This is a genomic window from Streptococcus suis (assembly GCF_046032115.1).
Lineage (GTDB): Bacteria > Bacillota > Bacilli > Lactobacillales > Streptococcaceae > Streptococcus > Streptococcus suis_AJ.
This window is the reverse complement of record NZ_JARQOZ010000019.1, coordinates 1-21,642: the sequence shown is the minus strand read 5'-3', so window position 1 is coordinate 21,642 and position 21,642 is coordinate 1. Positions and strand designations below refer to the sequence as shown.

General features: G+C 39.3%; 20 protein-coding genes. All 20 read right to left on the bottom strand.

Going from position 1 to position 21,642, the window contains the following annotated elements; translation table 11 throughout:
- Positions 1-15: 15 nt before the first annotated feature.
- Complete coding sequence (locus P7J36_RS07030) at positions 16-1,593, bottom strand: ATP-binding cassette domain-containing protein (RefSeq protein ID WP_408551630.1); 1,578 nt, start codon at positions 1,591-1,593, stop codon at positions 16-18.
- Positions 1,590-2,831, bottom strand: coding sequence for a radical SAM protein (locus tag P7J36_RS07025; RefSeq protein WP_408551631.1), 1,242 nt, complete (start codon positions 2,829-2,831; stop codon positions 1,590-1,592). The genes P7J36_RS07030 and P7J36_RS07025 overlap by 4 nt, the downstream gene beginning before the upstream one ends.
- A gap of 159 nt (positions 2,832-2,990) precedes the next feature.
- Entirely contained in the window at positions 2,991-3,104 is a 114-nt protein-coding gene (locus P7J36_RS11570) for a TQQ cross-linked RaS-RiPP peptide (protein WP_014636519.1), read from the bottom strand.
- A 96-nt stretch (positions 3,105-3,200) separates the two neighbouring features.
- Positions 3,201-4,064 carry a helix-turn-helix domain-containing protein gene (locus P7J36_RS07020; RefSeq protein ID WP_408551632.1) on the bottom strand — a complete coding sequence of 288 codons (864 nt, stop codon included), beginning with the start codon at positions 4,062-4,064 and terminating at the stop codon, positions 3,201-3,203.
- Between the two features lie 503 nt (positions 4,065-4,567).
- Positions 4,568-7,012 (bottom strand): LTA synthase family protein, encoded by a 2,445-nt coding sequence (locus P7J36_RS07015; RefSeq protein ID WP_408551633.1) that lies wholly within the window; start codon positions 7,010-7,012, stop codon positions 4,568-4,570.
- A 12-nt stretch (positions 7,013-7,024) separates the two neighbouring features.
- Entirely contained in the window at positions 7,025-8,755 is a 1,731-nt protein-coding gene (locus P7J36_RS07010) for a hypothetical protein (RefSeq protein ID WP_408551634.1), read from the bottom strand.
- 151 nt (positions 8,756-8,906) lie between these two features.
- Positions 8,907-9,692 (bottom strand): ElyC/SanA/YdcF family protein, encoded by a 786-nt coding sequence (locus tag P7J36_RS07005; RefSeq protein ID WP_408551635.1) that lies wholly within the window; start codon positions 9,690-9,692, stop codon positions 8,907-8,909.
- Entirely contained in the window at positions 9,689-10,564 is an 876-nt protein-coding gene (gene rsmA, locus P7J36_RS07000; protein ID WP_408551636.1) for a 16S rRNA (adenine(1518)-N(6)/adenine(1519)-N(6))-dimethyltransferase RsmA, read from the bottom strand. The genes P7J36_RS07005 and rsmA overlap by 4 nt, the downstream gene beginning before the upstream one ends.
- 22 nt (positions 10,565-10,586) lie before the next feature.
- Entirely contained in the window at positions 10,587-11,753 is a 1,167-nt protein-coding gene (locus P7J36_RS06995) for an MBL fold metallo-hydrolase (protein ID WP_408551637.1), read from the bottom strand.
- 161 nt (positions 11,754-11,914) lie between these two features.
- On the bottom strand, positions 11,915-12,172 hold the full coding sequence (locus P7J36_RS06990; protein ID WP_408551638.1) for a Txe/YoeB family addiction module toxin: 258 nt from the start codon (positions 12,170-12,172) through the stop codon (positions 11,915-11,917).
- Between the two features lies 1 nt (position 12,173).
- Entirely contained in the window at positions 12,174-12,434 is a 261-nt protein-coding gene (locus tag P7J36_RS06985) for a type II toxin-antitoxin system Phd/YefM family antitoxin (protein WP_408551639.1), read from the bottom strand.
- A gap of 75 nt (positions 12,435-12,509) precedes the next feature.
- A complete protein-coding gene (locus tag P7J36_RS06980; protein ID WP_408551640.1) occupies positions 12,510-12,713 on the bottom strand; it encodes an NUDIX hydrolase in 204 nt (67 codons plus the stop codon).
- Positions 12,714-12,869: 156 nt separating this feature from the next.
- A complete protein-coding gene (locus tag P7J36_RS06975) occupies positions 12,870-14,546 on the bottom strand; it encodes a ligand-binding sensor domain-containing protein (RefSeq protein WP_408551641.1) in 1,677 nt (558 codons plus the stop codon).
- A gap of 38 nt (positions 14,547-14,584) precedes the next feature.
- Positions 14,585-15,661, bottom strand: a complete 1,077-nt coding sequence (locus P7J36_RS06970) for an SIR2 family protein (RefSeq protein WP_408551642.1) — start codon at positions 15,659-15,661, stop codon at positions 14,585-14,587.
- 196 nt (positions 15,662-15,857) lie between these two features.
- Entirely contained in the window at positions 15,858-16,085 is a 228-nt protein-coding gene (relB, locus tag P7J36_RS06965) for a type II toxin-antitoxin system RelB/ParD family antitoxin (protein ID WP_408551643.1), read from the bottom strand.
- On the bottom strand, positions 16,078-16,644 hold the full coding sequence (gene rnmV / locus P7J36_RS06960; protein ID WP_408551644.1) for a ribonuclease M5: 567 nt from the start codon (positions 16,642-16,644) through the stop codon (positions 16,078-16,080). Before rnmV ends, relB begins: the two co-directional genes overlap by 8 nt.
- The gene (locus P7J36_RS06955) at positions 16,628-17,410 is read right to left on the bottom strand and encodes a TatD family hydrolase (protein ID WP_408551645.1); all 783 of its coding nucleotides are present in this window, start codon (positions 17,408-17,410) and stop codon (positions 16,628-16,630) included. Before P7J36_RS06955 ends, rnmV begins: the two co-directional genes overlap by 17 nt.
- Positions 17,411-17,494: 84 nt before the next feature.
- The gene (gene rpmH, locus P7J36_RS06950) at positions 17,495-17,632 is read right to left on the bottom strand and encodes a 50S ribosomal protein L34 (protein WP_002939016.1); all 138 of its coding nucleotides are present in this window, start codon (positions 17,630-17,632) and stop codon (positions 17,495-17,497) included.
- A gap of 168 nt (positions 17,633-17,800) precedes the next feature.
- The gene (locus P7J36_RS06945; protein WP_408551646.1) at positions 17,801-21,019 is read right to left on the bottom strand and encodes an LPXTG cell wall anchor domain-containing protein; all 3,219 of its coding nucleotides are present in this window, start codon (positions 21,017-21,019) and stop codon (positions 17,801-17,803) included.
- Positions 21,020-21,494: 475 nt separating this feature from the next.
- Positions 21,495-21,642, bottom strand: a 148-nt coding sequence (locus P7J36_RS06940) for a transposase (RefSeq protein ID WP_408555021.1), incomplete at its 5' end; no start/stop codon positions are given.

The following is a 21,642-nucleotide window of genomic DNA, read 5'->3' as shown; positions in this document are numbered from 1 at the left end:
ACAAACGGACAAAAATTAATTGCTCTCCCCAATCCGTACCACCCCATCATAACGAGAAAGAATCTCATCGGACACGCGGTGGGAAATATGAATGAGCGTCTTATCAGCTAGAGAGGTAAGGTAGGCTTCAATTACTGTATAGGTTTCCTGATCCAAGGCAGACAGACTTTCATCCAGCAACAAGATATCCTTATCTTGCAGCAAGGCACGGATCAAGAGCAGGCGTTGCTTTTGTCCGCCAGACAGGCCGCTATCATCACTAATTTCCTCGCTCAAAGAAGCATAACTTGGGAAACGACTGTCAAGGTTCATGGTCTTAATGAGAAACATCAGCCTATCTTCTGGAACTTCCCGTCCCATTGTCAAATTGTAGAGAACCCTATCATGGAAAAGGGCTCCCTCTTGTGGCAAATAGGCAATCTTGTCTTGAATGGCTTGGTAGGATAAGTCTGAAAGAGAGGTTTTATCAAAGTAAATATCCCCTGTTTGCAGTTGGCTATTCTTGGTCAAAATAAGAGCCAAGGAAGATTTGCCAGAACCACTTTCCCCAAGAATTAAATACTTCTTACCACGTTCGAACGCTACGGTCAGGTCTTCAAAGACCTGTTTCTCACCGACAGCATAACTAGCCTTGACCAGTTGAATACTCTGGAAAGCTGAAGCTAGTTCCTGTCCCTTCGTTTCTTGACCCAAAGTAGATAGCTCAAACTCTTGCTTCAATTCCTTAACGGCATGCCTGTCCAAAAAGGCTGCGGCAATGCTGTTAATGGGATCCACCAACTGCTCTGAAATGGTCAAAATAGCCGTCAAACCTCCGATGGTCAAGGCGCCAGAAAAAACCTGAAAACCACCGATGAAAATAATCGAAAGAGTGGTCAGATAAAAGACAAAACCGACTAAGAGCCGCATGGTTACTGTCGTTCGATTGGCCTGATTGACCTTGTCATTGACTGCTTGATAGCGATCGTTCAGACCATCTAAAACTTGCTGTCTTTGGCGGCTATTTTTCACTTGCAAATAACTCAGAAAGACATCTGAAACCCTTGTATTATAGACCTGCTGACTGTCCGAAATCGCCTCCTGATTGAACCTTCTCCTCTTTTTAAACAAATAGGGAATCACAACTGGCAAGAATGAGATCAGAATCAAGAAAATAGCTGTCAGACCATCCAAGCTAAGCAAGGCTAGACTGGCAATGCCAAAGGTACAAGCACCTTGAAAAATCGTAAAGAAAGCGTCGTAATAATCTTCTTTCACCGTCTCCAAATCATTATTGAGCTGGGAAATATAGGCCCCTGCCCCCTGGTCAACAAACCGCCTAAAAGGTAAATCAAAAATTTTCCCAATAAAGGTCGCCTGCAATTGGAAACCTACTTGATTGAGATAGCTGACATTGGCAATCTGACGAATGTATTCAAAGATCAGCATGACAAGGACAGTTAGCCCCATCAGCACAAAATAAGACACAAAGGCTTGTCTATCTCCAGCTGCAATAGCATCAATAATGTAGCGATATTGGTACAGAAAGCCAACATTGAGCAGGGCTACTGCAAAAATACAAGTTAAGGTTAGCCAAAAATTCCTCTTTTTCATTTCTCCTCCACCATTTTATAGATTTCTTCGCAAATATTTTTAGTTGATAACCCAACCGTCTGGAGCAAACCTTCCCAATCATTTATTTTCTTTACAATATTCTGTTCGTGATTTTGCATTGAATATTCTTCAAAATTTTGAAGAGAGTAAGAAGAAAACTCACCATCCGGAAAGAATGTACACGGCTTAATATGGCCACTCTCATTGATTGTCCATTCAATAACACCTGCTCCGCAACGCATTGTACCATCTACAATGTCTTCAAAATAGTTAAAACAATTATCTTCTTCCCATGTATGTATATTAATTCTGCTCCCATACTCTTTACTTTTTTCTATAAGCATCTCATAAAATTCTTCTACTTTAGCGGGACTTAAAAACCAATCTGATCCGACTAACTTACCTCTACCCAAATGACTAAATAGCCCAAATCTCACCGCTTTTACTTGGTTTAGTATTAAAAATTCTATAAAATTATCAAATTCATCGATAAGACTGTTTCGGACAATATTGGTCACTGAATAGTCTAAATTCTCATTGTTTAGAAATCTTATTCCTCTAATCGTTTTATTTAATGTATCCTTTCCATTGGTAATTTGGTCGTTTAGACTCGGATTATGATGATATAAAGAAATTTGAATGTAGCTCATTCCCTTCAAATAAATTATACTTTTGGAATTAATTAAATGACCAGTGGTTGTCATTGTTACTTCTTGAAAGTTTTCCGTAGCATATTTTGAAATCTCTTTAAAATGAGGATGTGCCATCGGCTCCCCACCCGTTAACTGTATTTCATAAACCTTTCCTTTGATCCTATCTAAAAAATTTATTAGCTCTTCATATTTCAAAAAATTCCTGTTAATTGGTCCAGCTTCCTTAAAACAGTGTGTACACTGTAAATGACATTTATTCGTTAATTCTATAACTATTTTCCTAGGGTAAAATTTCCCAACTTCACCATAAATATGCTTCGGATAATCAGAAACTCCTTTAACAATAAACTCTTTCTCCAAGAATAATTTTAATGTATCCAACAATAGCTTTTTTATTTTTGTTTCACATTCCCCCACTATATCAGAGAAGTAACCTATCAAACTTTCTACACTACCCGTTTCGTTTATCTGTTTTAAAACTAACGCTTGATATTCATTTAATAAGTATTGACCGTATTTTCCTATAACCATCAAATCTTCACCAAAATAATGGTAGTAGTAATCACAATTTAGCATAAATTTCATTATCATATTCTCCTTAAAAATACGTAAATTTATTTAATGGAATCAATACACTATTATGTTTTTAAAATACAATAAGTTTAATCAACGAAACTTGTAGCGATAATAATATAAAAAAGTCTCTATCAACTAGACTAATTTTACCAATCGAAAAACCAAAAATTAATACCATCCTTTTGTTTGCTGTGTTCTTTTTGTTCCACATCCACTGAGGGTTTCAATTTTACTTACTTTTAATAATTTTGAAGACAACTTTTTAAATTCAATTACAGACATATTCTTCTCCTTTTCTTGTCCAATAAATAAATTTACGCATTACTAATAATAAATTATAAATATAGGACAACAAAATACGTCCCTTATACGCAATCACTACTCAATAAGTATCTTTTCCAATATACTTTCATACCAATCTGCAATCTTTCGGCTATCAACCGCCCGAAAAAGTCCAATACACTTTCTCATCTCCAAAATAGCATTAGAGGTTCCTGTATTCCGATAATCATAAAAAGCCTTACCAAATTTAAACAAAATCCGTTCAAAGATCTCTGTTTCATCAAAAAACAGACTTTTTAGGGTCTTTTCAAGAAAGATTGCATCGGTAAGTTCCTTATTTTGAACGCTGACTAGATAAGCGCTAAGGAGAACTTGAGAAACTACCAATCGATGTTGTTTCATTTCACGGTAAAACTGTGTACGATGAAGTAACTCTCTACAAAAAAGCATCATTGTTTGATGACCCAATTTGTCAATCGTATTCGCAAATAGTAAGATTTCATAGTAACTCCAATTCTCAACTCGAAATAAGTAATCCGTTAAAAAGGCTGTATCTTCTTTCGAAACAACTATTGTCTTATCTAAGTTTCTTAGTTTATAAGCGATTAAAATAGCATTCAACCGATGAAACTCCCTACGAGAATCTCTTTCTGCTTTTGCTAATTGTTCAGACAAGATTTTCTTTATGGTTACAACATCTCTGATATAGATGGATTGTTTTAGTTGTTCCAAAATTCTAGTCAGCTCATCTTTTTTGAAATCCTGACTAGCATACACGAACTCGTCCACATCCACATTCATTTCCGCCAGCACACCAAATAATTTACTAACAGTAATGTCGGATTCCCCATTTTCAAACCGAGAAAGTTGAGAAGTAGAAATATGTCCCTTGGCGACCTCCGCCAGACTCTTCCCCTTTCCCTCTCTGATAAATTTCAACGTTTTCCCAAAACAACTCATATCCAGACCTCCTTTTGTATATAAGGGATTTGTTTAAAACATGACTTGATAGATGTTATCATGATTTTAAAATAAATATTATCTATATTCAACAATGGGGAATATCAATGAAACAAAATTATCTAATTGCAAACATTACTATTGTTTTAATTTTACTTATTAGTATCCTAAAAGACATTCCACCAATCATTGTTATAAAATAATAATACTCAACGAAAATCAAAAGTAGACCACCTTCAACTATCTTCCAGAGAGTTGAAGGTGGAGAATACAGAAAACAATGTTTGCCTCTTCAAGCCGATGATAGAACACTGTTACTTTCTTATTTTAAGGTAACAGGCTGAAAAGATCCACTGAAGCTTTTCATTCATCAAGTCTCTTGACAACGGATAATTTTGATTTTCAAAGAGTATAAACACGTTTATTATACCATAAATTTCATGACTTTGTGTCCTTTTTCACATAATGAAAAAACCAAGCCAGCTATCTGACTTGGTCTATTTTTATTCTGTCGTTTCAGTCGCTACTTTGAAAAAGTCTTTGTATTTCAAAAGGTAGCCTTTTCCTGTGGATAGGTCATATTGGACCAGTTTGAGTTCTTCTGCAACTTTCGCATCTCGCTCAGCCTGTCCTACTCGGTCCTTATGAAGCACTTCTGTCAAGAGGGCATAGTAAGGACTGACCTTGTTGTTGGTCGTCTCCAGCATCAGCGCATTCATGTCGCTAGAATTGACCAAATCATAATGGTAGTCTTCTGTTTCAAAATTACTCCACACGAAATAATCTGTCTTGTACTGCGCACTTGGATCCGTCACGAAAGCAGACTCTGGATACAAACCTGGTAGGTGGTCACCGTAAAAAACAACTGTCACTTTCTTATCCAAGGTCTTAAGCTGGTCTAGAAAATCCCTTGTTGCCTGATCCGTAAAGGATAGGAGGCGAACATAGCTGGTCAAGTTTTCATTTTCCTCAGCCGTGAAGCCCTCACCCGAAGCTGTTATACCTGCAGGCTCTAGAGAATTCCACTGAACATGGTTCTGCATGGTAATAGCAGAGACAAATGTATTTGTTCCTGAACGTACCTGCTCCAAAATCAAGTCATAGGTCTTCTTGTCACTGACAAAATTCCCCTGATAATCCTCAGCCGTCACAGTAAGAGGATACTTGGCACTATTGAGAGTGTAAAATTGCTCAATCCCCAGCTGCTTATAGATAGAATTTCGGTTGTAACTGGTATCGTAGTAAGGATGGATGGCGATACGATTATCTGCCGGATAGAGGTCACTGATACTTGGCAACTTCTTCATATTTGGCGCCACATCCAAATAGACTGAAGAAATGGACGAGCTGTAATTGTAGAAGGGCAGACCACTGTAGACCTGAAACTCGATGTTAGCTGTACCACCACCATAGTGGTCACTCTTCATCAAGCCACTGGTGGTCTGACTCATGATGTACTCAATATTTGGAAGGACATTTTGACTAAGGGTCACGCCTGGAATCCGACGCGGGTCAGCCAAACTCTCACTAAGAATGTAGATAACCGTCTGGTCAGTCAATTGACCTGTCCGTTCTGCATTGATTTCCTCGGCCAGAGCGGTGTATTTCTTCACAATCGCCTGCATGGTCTTCTCAGAGTAATTTTCAGGCTTTTCCATACTGGTCTTGCTGAGCTGTTGCAACCAGAGGAAGGATAGGGTGCGATAGCGCGCCACAAAGGCATAACCCTTCCAGTCTACGTTACGCCAGTTATTGACCTGAGAAAGAATAGGAATCCAACCAACAATCTTGTGGTCTTTCTCGTTGCGAATGGCCCAACCCATTCCCAAAATCAAGGACACAATAACTGAAACTCCTGCCAACCGTTTCCAGATGGATTTGACAATCTGCCCTTGGAAGTACTTCTTATGAATCCGCCTATAAACAAAGAATAGGATGACCAAGAAGACAAGCGATACCAAGACAACACGCAGACTGATAAAGCTGAGAATCATCCCCATGTTTCCAATCCATTTGAAATCGTTGGGGGTCATTGGCTCCGAACGGTAGCGGAATTTGAGAAAATTGGCCGTAATCAAAATGACGTTTAGACTAGCAATCACGGCAACAGATAAGATCTGACGGTTGATAACTAGGCTAATGATGACATTAAGGAAAAAGAGGCAGGCAATCTGGAAGACAATAGCCCCTGGAAAAAGATGACGTGTGAAATAAGAACCCGTTCCCCCAGCCATGGAAGCCTGATAACCAATATGCGACAGCGTAGCCAGTGCCAAACTGATAAAGAGCATGCTGTGGACATTGGTTCGATTGGCCTTAAATTCCCCAAAAGCCTTATAGAGATAGCGAAGAAAAATGTAGGTCCCTATAAAATGAATAGGGGCAAAAATTGGTGTTTGAATAAAGAAATCCACATAGGAGCCATTTTCAACCAAACTCTCATAATGGCTATCTTTCCAATAAGATATAGCTAGTGGGCTGAGAGAAAGCAAGCTGGTCAAGAGCAAATAGCTATCCGGCACCAGATGACTGGCTGACCACTTGCTTAATTTATCTCGAATTCGACTATTCTTCCGCCATAAGAATGCCAACAGGATAGGAAGAAGCAACATCAAAAGCAGTTCAAACTGAAAGAGATTATTACGGAAAATATTCCAGGGTTGGTACTTCTTAGCATTGAGCCGATAGACCAGAGTGACAAGATATAGAAAACCTAGAAAATAGCCGACATACTTGGCAAAGGTTTTGGTCTTTACAAACTTCTCATATTTATTAAGCAAGACCAATACATAAAAGGTAAAAATAAGATAGGCAAGCAAGGTCAGAGGGACAAACCAGAGCGGAAAAGATACCCCGCTTAGCAAGAGGGCCCGTCCCATCGCCAGCAAAACAGTCATGACCATGACCAGAATGAATTGCTTGCATGCCTTGGGATTGATTTGTTTCATAACATTTCTCTCTTAGGAAAGATTTGATTTTCGGTAGGCAAAGACATAGTAAATCAACCAGAGTAGCCATCCAGTCAAACTGATAATGATAACTGGCCATAACCACCACTGTTGCTTGTAGGAGAGGACAAGGGTATTCTGCCCTTTTTGGCTGGCAACCGTTGGCACACCGATAGTAGAAAGTTCCAATTCTTCTCTATCCAAGATCTGTTCATTCAAAACCAGTTGACTATCTTGGTAGACGATGATTGGTAGGGCTGTTTCTTCTGCTTCAGACGCCGTCCAAGTCACCACCAGCTGATTGCCATCAACTGCTTTGGTAAAGTCTTGATTTGGCAAAATCACTTGGTCACGATAGGTAAAATAGGTATTGTCCGACTCTTCATTGGTAATGTGACCTGTGCTATCTGACAAGTCTGGTACATAGTCTGGCGTTGATTTCTGAGCAATGTGGATAAATTCGCCCAAGTCTTTAGAATGGAAAGAAGCTCGTAACTCTTCCGTCGTGCCATACAAGGTCGTATGAATTCGTTTTTGCAAGAAGGTATCGCTATAGTAATGCCCATTGATTTCCTTAAAACTTTCATTCCAGAGGAAACCAACCGAAACAAGCAAGGAGGCAAGAGCCACAGCTGTAAAGATTTTCTGCAGTTTGTCAGACAAGCCAGACACCTGGACTCCTACGACTGCCAGTAAAAGAGCATTGGCGTAGAGGAAAAAGCGGAAGGGAAATTGAATCAATTCGACAAGTGTAATTCCTTTCCCTGCAAACAACTGCCAAGGGAAGAGGTTGGTTGACAAGATCAAAAACACTGCATAGGTCAAAGCAAGACCAGCCAGAACCAGCGATTGTTTCTTCCAGTTTTTCACCAAGAAATAGAGATAGATTCCAAAGAAAATTGGCAAGGGATATGGATAGTATAGAAAGGCTGTTTTGAGCCATGTTACAGTATTGAGGACAAATTTTTTGTTAACAAATGGTGGCACCAAGGTGTTGGTCGCGTTGATATAAATAAGCGGCAACCAGATGTTGATGGTCAGAAGCAAGAAAATTCCTACCGATAGAGCTACTTGCCCAATAATCTTCATTTTTTGGTCTGATTTCCACCAACCAATAAGGAAGAGAACACCATAGGCAATGACCAAGAACAAGGTCGATAGCATGTGAACCTGCAACATGAGCCCTACCGCTCCTGCCATGAGGAATATCGGCACTTTTTTGGTCTGTAGGAAACGAACCGCAGGAATCAAACAAAGCGGAAAAAGGGCCACTCCCCAGCTGGTAAATCCTTGAGTTGCCCACCAATACTGGATGGAGTAGGTGGTTACAAAGAAGAGGGCCAAGAGAATGGAGTGAGCATATTTGACCTTGACCTCACGCATGAGGAGATAGAGGGAGGTCGCACTCAGAGTTCCCAAGAGAAGGTTGGACAAAATCTGATAGCGGAACCAGGTCCCACTTAAAAGAACAAGAGCTCCTTGTAGATAGGCAAAATAAGGCCCATAGAGAGCATTAACAATCCGTCCTGACTGCTGATAACCATACAAACTGATAATATAGGAGAAATTCCCCTCCTTCATCTGCATAGCCGCATCATAGAAACGATTGTAGTGGAAAATCAAGTCCGCACCTGTCACCATTCCCTTGGTCAGCAAGTGGGGAACCAATAATAATAAAGAAAAGCCCACAAATAGGCCAATGGCAACTAAATGGGGATGCTTTTTTAACATGTTTTTGAACATAAGGATACCTTCATAAAAAAAGAGGGAAACCCTCTCTTGTTTTTGTAAATATTCTGCCAATTTGCAGACAATATTTTTCAAAAGTTAGTCACATTTCAGTATAGCAAGCTTTCTCCCCACTGTCAACGAACAAGGCAAGGTCATTCCGATTTCACTCTGGACTGGCAAAGTTAGGATTGGCTTTACGGCTGGTTAGGCCTGTCTTTTCCTGGACCAGTTGGTAGCTTTCTTCCACTACTTCTGGAATGTCGATATGTGTCAGATAGTTGGCTCCTTTTGGTCCGTAGCCCTCTTCGTCATCTCGCAAACGGGGAATTTCGCCTAAAAGCAGGCTGAGGTAGCGATCCATGTCCCACATGCCAAAGGGAGCATTTTCAAACTGGATCTGGCCCTCTTCCTCCCTGACAGTCACTTGGTAGCTGGCGTAGTTGAGCAAGAGCTTATCTGCTGCGTACTTCTTCATAGTTGCCCACATCCGACGCTGCATGGTGGCATCTTGCATGAGCAGAATGGACTGAAAATCAATGTCCTTCTCAGCCAGCAAGTCCAGCAGATAAGTAATATTATTACCACAGTTGGTGGAACTGGTTTCTAGCAAATCAGCTGACAGACCATACTTTTGCTTCAAGTAGGCTTGAAAAATCTCTGCCTCAGTCAAACCAGTCGGATCCATCTGGGGAAAACGGTCCCGCACCTGTTGGCGAAGTCCGTCGGTCGTATGACCTGCCCCACCTACGATGACGTAGGTCTTGGCGAGCTTGTTTCGAATAGCTTCTGCCAGTTGGTCACCACCAGCTGGAATGGAGCCGCCAAAAAAGGCTAGAACATCTACTTGTCCTAGTCCTTGCTCTGCTTGGAGAGCTTGTATTGTCAAGGAAGACAGATCCCGCGGTCCACAAAACTGGGCTAATTGATTAACTGCCTGCGATAGTTTCATACTAAACCAACTTCCTGAAGGCTGTCAGACAACCGTGCGAAGTCAGCCATAGAAAGTGCTTCTCCACGGACACTGGCTTCCAGCTCTGCCATGCCAAGTGCCTGCGTCAGCTTGTCCTTGACTTCTTCGGACTTGCCGAAATGGTTGGTCAGGTTGTTCCACAGGGTCTTGCGGCGGTGCACAAAGCTGGCCTTGGACACCCGGAAGAAGAAATCTTCGTCTTTGACGCTGACCAGGGGTTGCTCGCGGCGGACCATTTTGAGAATGGCGGAGTCCACGTTTGGTGCGGGAACAAAGACGGTGCGAGGCACGATGAAGGCCACCTTGGCAGTCATGTAGTACTGGACCGCAATGGACAGGCTACCGTAGGCCTTGGTATTTGGCTCGGCAGAAATGCGGTCAGCCACCTCTCGCTGCATCATGACCACGAACTCGCTGAAAGGAATCTTGCTCTCAATCAGGTGCATGAGGATGGGGGTGGTGATGTAGTAGGGCAGGTTGGCCACGACCTTAATCGGCAGGTCAGGATTTTTGAAATTCTGAATCTGGGTCTGCAGGTCGGTTTTCAGGATGTCTTGGTTGACTACGGTCACATTATCAAAGCGACCCAAGGTGTCCGCCAAAATCGGAATCAGGCGGTCGTCAATTTCAAAGGCCATGACCTCAGCAGCATTCTCCGCCAAAAATTCGGTCAAGGCCCCGATGCCAGGCCCAATCTCGATGACATTGACATTCTGGTCAATCTCTGCCGTGTCCACAATCTTCTGTAAAATATTGGTATCGGTCAAAAAATTCTGACCGAAGGATTTCTTAAAGGTAAACCCGTGGCGCTCAAGGATGGCACGAGTAACGTTTTTGTCTGCGATTCTCATGTGTGTTCTTTCTATACTACATTTATAACCAAGTACAATAATAAATCATTTTTGAATTAGGGTCCTCAGTTATAATATTAAAACATTTTTGATTTGAAATTAAATCAATTACAACTTCTTTGTGTGGATGCCGATATCTGTTATTTTTTCCGGCTGATACAAAGTAAGTTGCGTGATTCATTTTCTTTCTAAACCCCTCATTATAATTATATTTTGATCCGTGATGAGGGATTTGAACAAGGCCTATATTTCTAAAATACTTAGAATAAACAACTTCAATAGAATTCCATTTTTGTTTACAACTGACCCACTTATTTTTATTCTTACTGTATTTACCAGCTTCATAGTCACCTGTATAAAGACAACCATTGAGAGCTAAACTTCTTTCATTTATCGGATAAATCAAACATTTCCAATTGTACCTACAATAAGGTCTATAGCAACACCTAAAATAAGAACTATCTCTTGTTCCCGAATATAACGTCATTGAATTTACATTTAAACTTCCAGGAACTTTATAATAAGCTTTTTTTAGCGCAGATCTATCTGTATTTGTTCCTAGCTGCCATAAATCTATTAATTTTTGTAAGTCAACTTCTCCCCTTAAATCTAAAATACTCATGCTTAGATTCAATCTTTTTAGCTCTGCATCCAGGATTTGTTTTCTCATATCCTCGCGAAAATTATGCGGAAGATAAATCCATTCAAATGTTCCGTGATTACTACCAAGTATTACTTGAGATACTTCTATTGCTCTATTTTCACTATTTGCATCTTCAGAAATTGGATGTAATTGTACCTCTATGCCCCCCTCTAACTCTCGAATACTATTCCCATCACTATTTATAAATTGAGTTAAAAATTGAGATTGAGGATTTATGAGGTTTCTTAACCTATAAAATTGCTTTGCTCGATTGGTTATTAAAGGAAAGAATAGATTCTTAACGCGACAATAGTCTAATAAAAATTTCAAACCATTCACATGGTCATCATCTAGATGAGATATAAATACAGCGTGAATTGTCTCTCCTTTATTTAAGTTAGATTTTATTTGAGTCTCCACATAAGTTACACCAGTAGCTGAACCACAATCATATATAACTCTATATTCGTTTCCTCTCAATCTCAAAGTTTCTAAATAAAAAGCACCTTGACCAACTGGTAAAATTTCTCTCTTAACGAAATTCATTAGTAGCATCCTCCTATTTAGGTTCGTTTTATTAAATTATGTATGTAATCGTCGACATCTCTCCCCCTCACTTCAACAACTTCACATAGTCACTCTTAGTCACAAAGAGATGACCGACACGAACTTCGTTGTTCACCACACGATAAAGGGCATTCCGATCTTTACTTATAATGATCCTTTAAAGACAGGATGCACAACCGATCAGCCTCCACCATATAAATCAACCGATTCTCCGCATCAATCCTTCTTGACCAGGCACCTTGATAGTCATACTTCAAAGGTTCTGGCTTAGCAATTCCTTCAAACGGGTGTCGTTGCATATCCTTGATAATATTATTGATTCTCTTCAGTGTTTTCTTATCCTGACCTTGCCAATAAAGATAGTCTTCCCAAGCATCGTCTGTAAAATGGATTCCCATGCTACTCTGCCTCTATCAGGTTTCGTTCTTGGGTTTGTCCCGCTTTGACTTGAGCCATACCACGCAAGACTTTCTGAGATAGGTAGGTGTTCCGGGCAACAGCGAGGGTTTCTTGTAAACTATCCCACTCACTCTTTGAGAGTACAACAATATCTTCCTCTGGATTTTTATTAACCACAACCAAAGGTTCAAACTCATCATTGACCTTTTTCATATAGTCCTTTAAGTGATTTCGAAAATGGGAATATACAATAGCTTCCATAAGCAATACCTCTCATCATTTCTAGGCTTACTATAGCACAGAAAAAAAGAGTTGTCAAACTTATTGTACAACTCTTTAACGATTCTCCATCTTCCACTCGCCGTCTTCAAACCAGTAAAAATTCTCCGTCAGCTGTGGCTGTTCAAAGATTTCCAGCATGGATTCAAAACCGTCTGCCAACGGAAGATTCTTCAAATCCTCACGGTCAACCCAGAAAACCTCTCCCTCATCTGAAGATTGGATAGAAGTATTAAGAAAAATATTACTTGTCAATAACATCCTTTCAATCCATCCCTCAACTTCCAGTTTTTTTCATACTCAGCCATCTACGTACTGATTAGGCAAAATTCCAGAATAAATTGTCAGAGATTTACTTTAAATTGATTTAATTTGTTCATATTTTTAAAATGATTTCATGAACAAAAGTTCCGTTTATCATCTATTATTGAATTCTATTTTCCTCTCATCAAGCAACCTAACGATAAGACTATTCAACCGTTCCTTGTCTTCTTCAGTTGTTGCATAGTATTTCTTAATATCACTAGGTGTTCTATGTTCTAATAGCCTTTTCATTACTCTGTCACTACGGTCATTAAACCACTTCCAATCAACTTCAGGAAAAATCCCTTTAATATCTTTTTTAATATCCTGAATCATATCAGTTATACTAATTTCTGCAAAATAACCTTTATTTTTTAAATTAAACAAATCAGATAGTGAGGTTTTCAAAGGATCTGGATATGATTTAGTAGCTGATTCCTCAGCATTTATTCTCCCCATCAAATATGTATATACATCCTTTTGGATTTTAGAGAAATCAAAAATTTCTGAAAGCATCAATTCAATAATTTCGTGATACCTTATTTCTATTAAGTCCTCTTCTTCATATTTTGCGAAAAATTCAAAAATATCTCCTTGTGTCTCAACGCTTAAAAATTCAAAAAAATTAACAAAAAATTTCGTATACTTAAAAATCCCGCGTATATCTATATCTTCATATTTAAGTTTTAGAATATCTACTCTTAGTTTCTCAACGGATATAGTAGCATTAGTTCCTTCTAATTTACACAAATGAAGCAATTCAGCATATAATTCAAAGTTATTATAATGAATCTCTAAATTATCATTAATAATATCATTAATATGTCTCTCAATAATCGTAATTAATTGTTTTTTCTCCAAATCACTACTTATGCATTCAATATTAAGAATAATAGTTTTTAATATTCCTTTTATCTCGTCACTCAAGTCAAAGTACAAAATTTGTCTATCCAGAATAGTAATCAATTGAGAGATGTTATCGTCCTTATATTCAATAAACGAAAGAAAGCTCAATAAACGTTTACATTCTTGATAAATTTCAAGATTATCTAATCTGTCAATTTGTTGAAGCTCCTCAATTTTATCAAATAAAAATCTTCTTGTTTCATTACTAATTTTTATCTTACTAAATGAATAATTACGTAAATACATTCTTAACAATTTAAGATTTAACCTTGGAAGAATTATTTTAGCATCATTCAATTCAAGCTCTTTAATAACAGATGATACATTATAAAATACATCACTTGAATTTGATTTTTTTAAGTTTGAGTTATCATAACTTAGAAGTAATATTTCAAAATATCTATTAATGATAGCTTTATATGGTCTATACTGTTCAACACAAATACAGTTTAACTCAATAAAATCCTGTAAATTTTGTATTTCATATTCTGCGTTCCATAGATTATTATTATACGAAGAACCACCTCTTTTATACAAGTTATGTTCCTCTCTAATTTTATCAAACAAATCATTTATGCACTCTAGTTTTCTATCCAGAAAGCTCATATTTAATATTGTATCTCTAAAATATTCAAGAATCTTTTTGTCATTCCCAGATGTTGAATCTATTATCTGTTGAGTTAACTCACTTAATTCCTCTAAGAAAATTGGTTCTTGATAATCTTCCTCATCACGCCAAAAAGTATGGATATGTTTAAAATTAAATTCACACAGTAAGAAAGTAAAGTAATCTTTCCTGCGATATGAAGCATTCGCTAATTCTCTAAATTTAGCCTTTGCTAGAGAATACTTCTTTTCTTGATATAGCACAAATACCTCTGCCATATATTTGTTGGCAGTCAGATTCCTACTCTCATTCAAATCTAAATCAAAAAAATTATTGAGTATTGATTTTTTTCAATTAAATCTTTTATTTTTCCATGATTATCGATTTCAAAACCGACTCCCTCTCTCGTACTCCAAAAGTATCCACCGGAATCTATATATACACTTCCTTTTAAGTTAGAATACTTTAAAAAATCCCTAAAATCTATAAAGTATAGCTTATCTAAAAATGAAATCTGATTCCATAAGTCATCTGCATTTCTTATTTTTTTTCTTTTCGAATTAGTAATATCTTCTAAAAAATTTTTCGTTCTTTCAAATAACTCATAATCCCTATTCCCTTTAGATGAAGAATTATCTGATATACAACTCTCCTTAAAATCATTAGAAATAATAAATATTCCTTTTTTCTTATAATAGTCTCTAACAATTGTTGACAGACCATCTGGAGTATAAAAATAGGCAACTTTTGCATCCAACTCAAAATTATTTTGTATTAACCTAAAGATAGAATTAAACGTAGAATCGCTTAAAGAATATCCTACAAATAGAATTGTATGATTCATTATGAGTGATTGGATGAGTGTAGAAATCATGGGAAAGTTTAAATGATAATCAAGATAATCATCTTCCTTCAATACAATATTTTTCTTTCTAAAATCTCCATGCATTTTAATTAGATATTTCTCTGATTTCACGTATGGAATATCTTTGTCCGAAGCTACAACATTATACCTTAACATACCATTTTCAAACTGTTGTTCAAGTAAAGTATCATAATTTGTCGTAATAATGTGTTTAGGAGAAAGAATCTCTATCAACTCGTGTAATCTGTTTGGAACAGTCGCCCCCTTACTTGAAAAAACTTCCTCAATTCTTTTCATGTATTGATTCTTACCAAAAGTATCATAGTAATATTGTGCTATCCTTAAATAATCAGATAAGTCAGGCGATTCTTCGGAAATATTCAATTCAGCGGAGAAAATATCTATCAATTCTCCCCATGTAGGTAATCCAGAATTCTTCGAAATGCCTGAACCAACGAACAAAATTAACGAATCATCTTTTATTGCATCTATTAGTTGATTTTTAGCTAAATAATAATTCCCTTTCATTTTATCTCCTTAATTAGATAGTTATTCTCCTACTTTTTATTTCTACTAAAAATATCTGAATAGTCTGATGTATAAACCATTTTGAAAGATACGTAAAAGAGTTAAAGCACTTTGACAAAAACTCTAACACCTTGATAAGTCTATATTACTTTTCCCTTCCTTCTCCACTGCTGGAGCAAGTATCACTGAATAAGACTCAAATTCCATACTTCTCTTTGACACTTTCTAGGCTGATTCCTTGACCTGCCTCTATCACCTGCTGATTTTCCTGAATTTCCTTCTGAAGCTGGAAAAACAACTCTTCTTCTGTCAGAATTGTAAACTTATTTTTTACAGCAATGTTTTGTAGGAAGAGATTGAAGCCAGCAGTCAAATCCAGCTGGGTCATAGCAAATACTTCCTTGCCTGTTTCCAATTTACTCACACTCCCCCATAGCCTCTTCCACTTCCGCCAGACCAATCCCAAACAGCTCTAGGCGTTTGAGCAATTGCTTACCGTTGCAATAGCCGATGCGGAGCTGTTCTCCCAGATGCTCCCTCCGCTTGCGACTGTCTCCGCCCATAAGCAAGCCTAGGCGCATCAGATCGGACTTGGTGATGTCAAAGTTATGTTCATCATCGTAGTAACCACGCACGCCTGCGAGAGCTTTTTCCAAGTCCTCAAAGCTGGCGTGCTCAATGCCCAAGGACCGCCCTTTTGTCTTGGACTTTGGCCGAGCCTCGTCCCGCTGTAAAAAGGCGTGTTTGACCGTGGGAATAGCCTGCATAATTATCTTCCGAATCCGCTCCCCATTGTAGTCTGGGTCGGTAAAGACAATGACGCCACGCAGGTCATGGAGTTTCTCGATGCATTCCAAGTCATTGTCTGATATGGCAGAGCCTCTGGTTTCGTAGGTGTCCACCTCGTAAAATCGTTTTAGGTTGGCTGTATCGTCTTTTCCCTCAACAACGAGGACTTCTTGTATCTTAATTTTCTGAGTCAATTCTGAACAGGCTCCTTGCATTCTCGTAGGTCGCTTTCGCCACTTCTTCGACCGACTGGTTGCGAAGCTGGGCCAGCATATCCACCACATATCTGGTGTAGCCGGTGCGATTTTCCCGACCACGCTTGGGAACTGGAGCCAGGTAGGGAGCATCTGTTTCGACCAGGATCTTTTCTAGGGGCAATGCTTGTGCCGCTTCCTGAAGTTCGACGGCTTTCTTGAAGGTCACCACTCCCGAGAAGGAGATGTGCATCCCCAGGTCCATGAAGGCCTGAGCCTCCTCTAGCGTACCAGAGAAGGAATGCATGATGCCTCCACGCGAGCCGACGCCAACTTCCTTGATGATCTGATAAGTATCTTCTAAGGCATCGCGAGTGTGAACCACAAAGGGCAAATCCAACTGCTTGGCCAACTCCATCTGTCGCTTGAAAACACGAGCCTGGGTTTCCTTATCCGCCGTCATCCAGTAGTAGTCCAGCCCAATCTCCCCCAGGGCAATGACCTTGGGATGTCTGAGTGCCTCAAGCAAGTAGCTTTCTACTTCCTCGTCATAGGTGCCAGCCTCTGTCGGATGCCAGCCCAATGTCAGATAAATTTCAGGGTGCTGGTTAGCCAGTTCCATAGCCTTGTCAATGGTTGCTCGGTCAAAACCGACCACATTGTGGAGGGTGACCCCCATTTCCTTGGCAAAGTCTAATTCTTCTTGGACCCGACCGTCAAACTGCTCTACGTTGAGGTGGGTGTGGGTATCAAATATCTGTATCATGGTTCTATTGTACCACATTTCAAGCCATTCTTTTCCAACGAAAAAACCAGCAGACTCGAGTTTCTGCTGGTTTTAGTTGTATTCTTATGCTACTGTAAGAACTTTACGTCCCTTACGGCGACGAGCTGCTAACACGCGACGGCCGTTTTTAGTTGCCATACGGCTACGGAAACCGTGTTTGCGTGCGCGACGGATTTTACTTGGTTGAAAAGTACGTTTCACGATGAATACCTCCTCTTAGATTCTTGTATTCGTTTAGCCGGCTAGTTTTGATCAGTTACTAAACATACCAAACTATTTTATATAAATTCTGGGGTTTTGTCAAGCTACTTAACAAGTATTTTTTAATCCCCAAATTAAATCTAAGTCTCTTGTAAGCATCTCAAGCACTTACTCTTCTCTTTTTTTCTGTACAAATGACGCCAGTGTTGCCAAAGCCAATCCCAACACAGTCGCTACTACGCCTGTCTGTGCAGCTGTATTTGGCAAAGCATTCACCTTTCTGGCTCTTGTAACTTTTGAATCAGCATGCTTGGTTGGTTCAACTGTAGTATTAGTTGGTTGAGTAGATACTTCTTCTCTCCTATTTGCTCTCAGTTGTGCAACATTATCAGAACTACCAACTAAAGTGCTATTGACTGAGCCAGCTGTGCTAGTGTTATTACCAGAAACTGAAGCCGTATCATCAGCACTTGTGCTACCTTCACCAATTTCTGGACTTGCGCTATTACCTGAAACTGAAGCCGTATCACCGGCACTTGTGCTACCTTCACCAGTTTCTGGACTAGTGTTATTGCCTGTTCCTGAAGTTGTGCCACTTGGTTGAGGCTTTTCATCATTTCCTTCATAGACAATAGCATAGTTAGAGAAATGGCTTACTTTGAAAGATACCAGATTGAAAGTTTTATCCCACTCGTATTCCAACTCTTCTACTGCACCTGTTTGTGGTAAGTAGTAAATCACCTTGGTCACCTTACGATTTGGTGAAACAGGTAGGGTAACAAAGGCACCTTTACTGGACTGGATTTGAACAAATTGGCCATCTTTATCAAGCGTCTTGATGTCAAACATATCCACATCTTCACGTTTGAAACTCTCAGGTAATTTTTCAAAAACAGTAGCATCCTCTACCTTGACAACTTGAATGCTACTTACTGCACTAACATCTGCCTCTGAGAAACTTACATAAACATCCTCAACTTGACCAGATAGAACCTTAGTCGTACCGTTCGCATTCTCCGTAGGTTGGCCCCCATCTTCTTCTATCGCCATCGCAAATACATAGAGACCCTTACTGTCCTTACTTCCCTTCACTAATCGACGACCATCTTCCAAGACTGGTTTTAATTCTGTCAATTCTCCCGTAGAAGGCAAGTAGTAATAAAGACGATCTCCCTCTCTCAATTCATATTCTGATAAGACCCAATCAGCATTTACTGTCGGTAGATTATTTCCTTGACGGTCATAGAATTGAATTTTATTTACACCTAAACGACGGTTTTGCAACTCTTTTGGCAACCGCCCTAATGATCCATATACCCAACTACGCCCAATCGAACCAACCTGTGTCCGTTCCTCTCCTGATAGAAGGAAATTGGATTTGAAGACCTTATCTCCACTGATCTCCAAGGTCCAATTTGGAAGATCGGTAATCTCTTCTTTCCAGCCATCAAAATAAATTTCCGCACGTTTTAAAGAATAGCTACCAATGTGCTTTTCTGTCACAGAATCAAACAGAGAACCTGTAAGCCAACCTGTCACAACAGGATTTGATGAATCGGAATAGTCCTGTTCCACAGATAAATAGTAGTCAAATGAATCCCCAAAATTTTCCGAAGTTGGTTGAATATCAAAGTCCAATTGAGTTGTTCCAGACGAGATTAGGCTCGACTTCGAAGTTTTTACTTTTATAGTAGCATTTTCACCAACATAAATCTTGTCAGATTTTTTTATTTCCGATAAAGTTGGCAAGCTATAAGTTGGATTCTCAATCTGGAACAAATAACCTCCAAAAGCCAAGTGATAGTCATCATAGGCGCCCGAACCCAGACGATTTAAGTTCAGATAACCATGCATATAGTCTTTGACTGTAAAGGTCAGATCTACCTCGCCTGTTTCCCATTGGTCTGAACTGAGATACAAACTATCTCTTTCATCAAATTCAAAGGCAGTGCCACCTAAAGCTTGTACATTGAACACCCTATCGAATTCCAAAGAAACCGTTTCTGTATAACTCTGCTCACTCTTTTTCTTTTTCAGCTCTGCCAAGTACTCGGGACTTATTTTCACCTTATAGACCAACTGGTCTCCCACTTGGAGCTTGTGCAGTACCCTATTGTGATAAAATCGGTCCGAATTATCAGGATTGGCATAGATAGAGTGGCTCCAAGATGAGTCAAGGGCAGCTAGTTCATTTCGGCTACCATCGGTACCAATATGGGTTAGGGAGGTAATTTCAATGTGCTTATAGTCTTCATCTAGGACTGTCACTGTCGGCATCAGTTGGGCCAACTTATTCCTATTGGCTTCACTAATGTCTACTTGCTTCTTCCAATCTTTTGTAGAGAAATAACCATAACTAGTATCAAATTCTAGTTTCTTCTCTCCAGCCTCAGAAAACTTCCCTGCAATTCGGAGTATGGAACGCCCTGTCTGTTTGCCCGTCTTATCATACTCGGCGGTGAAAAATCCATAATCAAAGTCCTTCAACATAACTGCATAAGAAACTTCCGGTAGGCTGTCATAAACCAAGGTATAGACAACATTCTCCCCTTTTTTCACAGTCTTCTTATCAATTGAAGCCTCTATTAAATTCGGCTCTACAAATGTTTCTGTAGCCTTGACATACGGCTTGATCACAATATCTGGCAGATTGTTTATCTTCTCAAGACTAGCTGCATCCAATTCGTAGGGTTTGCTTTCCAAATCTGTCAAACCGATTTCCAGGCGATAGGTTCCAGCAGGTACTTCTCTAAAATAAGCATAGGCTATTTGGGTAGTTTCTGGGATGCTTGTATCAATTTCAGTACCAATAAAATCACCATTAGACCGATAATGTGGACGCTTCTCAATCGTTGCTGTTTCAACATAGGCCTCTCCACTATCTTTATTGATTAGCTTATGAGTAACGACTGCTGGTTGCTCAACTTGCTCAAAAGTAATTTCCAGACCGACGTTCGCCTTCCTGTACTCCTGCTCATCCTCTGCATTCACAGCAATATCCGCTATGATTGGAGCAGCTTGTTCGGAAGTTTCTATGATCAGTGTTCTTTCCTCTGGCACACTTCTCTCTGTTGGCACCCCAGCTTGCTCTCCCTCTAGTTCAGAAAGACCTGCCTCGACTTCCGTCTGTGGTGCAACTTCTACAGGAGTTGGAGGTTCGGTCTGGTCAGAACCTGTTTGTCCTTCTTCACCTACAGTTGGTGCCTCGGTCACTACAGAGCTATTCTTAAGCTCGGTAACAATAGGTTCTGGACTGGTCTCTTCTGCGTGGACAGACAAGACTTGCCCCATCGTCACCGTACCTACAGCCATCGTCGTAGCCCCCACCATCAACATCAATTTTCGCTGACGTTTATAGGCATACTTGTATTTCTTTTTTCTTTTCATGTATTGCTCCCTCTTTATTGTTTGGTTTCACCTATCCCGTCTACTCCTTTCTAGTGGACAGGCATTTTTCATCTATTATTATATATATCCTCCCCCCGAAAATGCAAGAAATTATCGGCTACCAAGCAAAAATTTTTGCAAAAAACGAACAAGAAAAAGCCAGCTCCTTATTAAAAAGAAACTGGCTAGCAAATGATAGTCATTTCGTTCATCGTTGATTACTCGGTTTCCTTATTTCCAACTTCAAATAGTGTCATCATTATTTGAACTCCCCTTACCTGATTTTGCAGAAGTGACTTGTTCCACTCTTTTATCTCCCCAGTCCATTGACTGGGCAAGTAATCCGAGGGATTGTTTCAAATCAATAACTAAAAATAAGAAAGCATAGCGGAAACCATTTGTTGGAAGGAAGATATTCTGGAACAGGCAACATCTTTATCTGGTTCAACGACACAAGAAGAATTGTGAGATATAGTCATTTAGTTTTAAAATAGTATTCCAAACAATATTCTACCGAATCAAATCTCCTTAATAGTTCCGCCACTCTTCTTTTCAATCCAGCCCAGAATCGTTCAATTGGGTTAAGTTCAGGGGAATAAGGTGGAAGCGGAAGAAAATAGTGT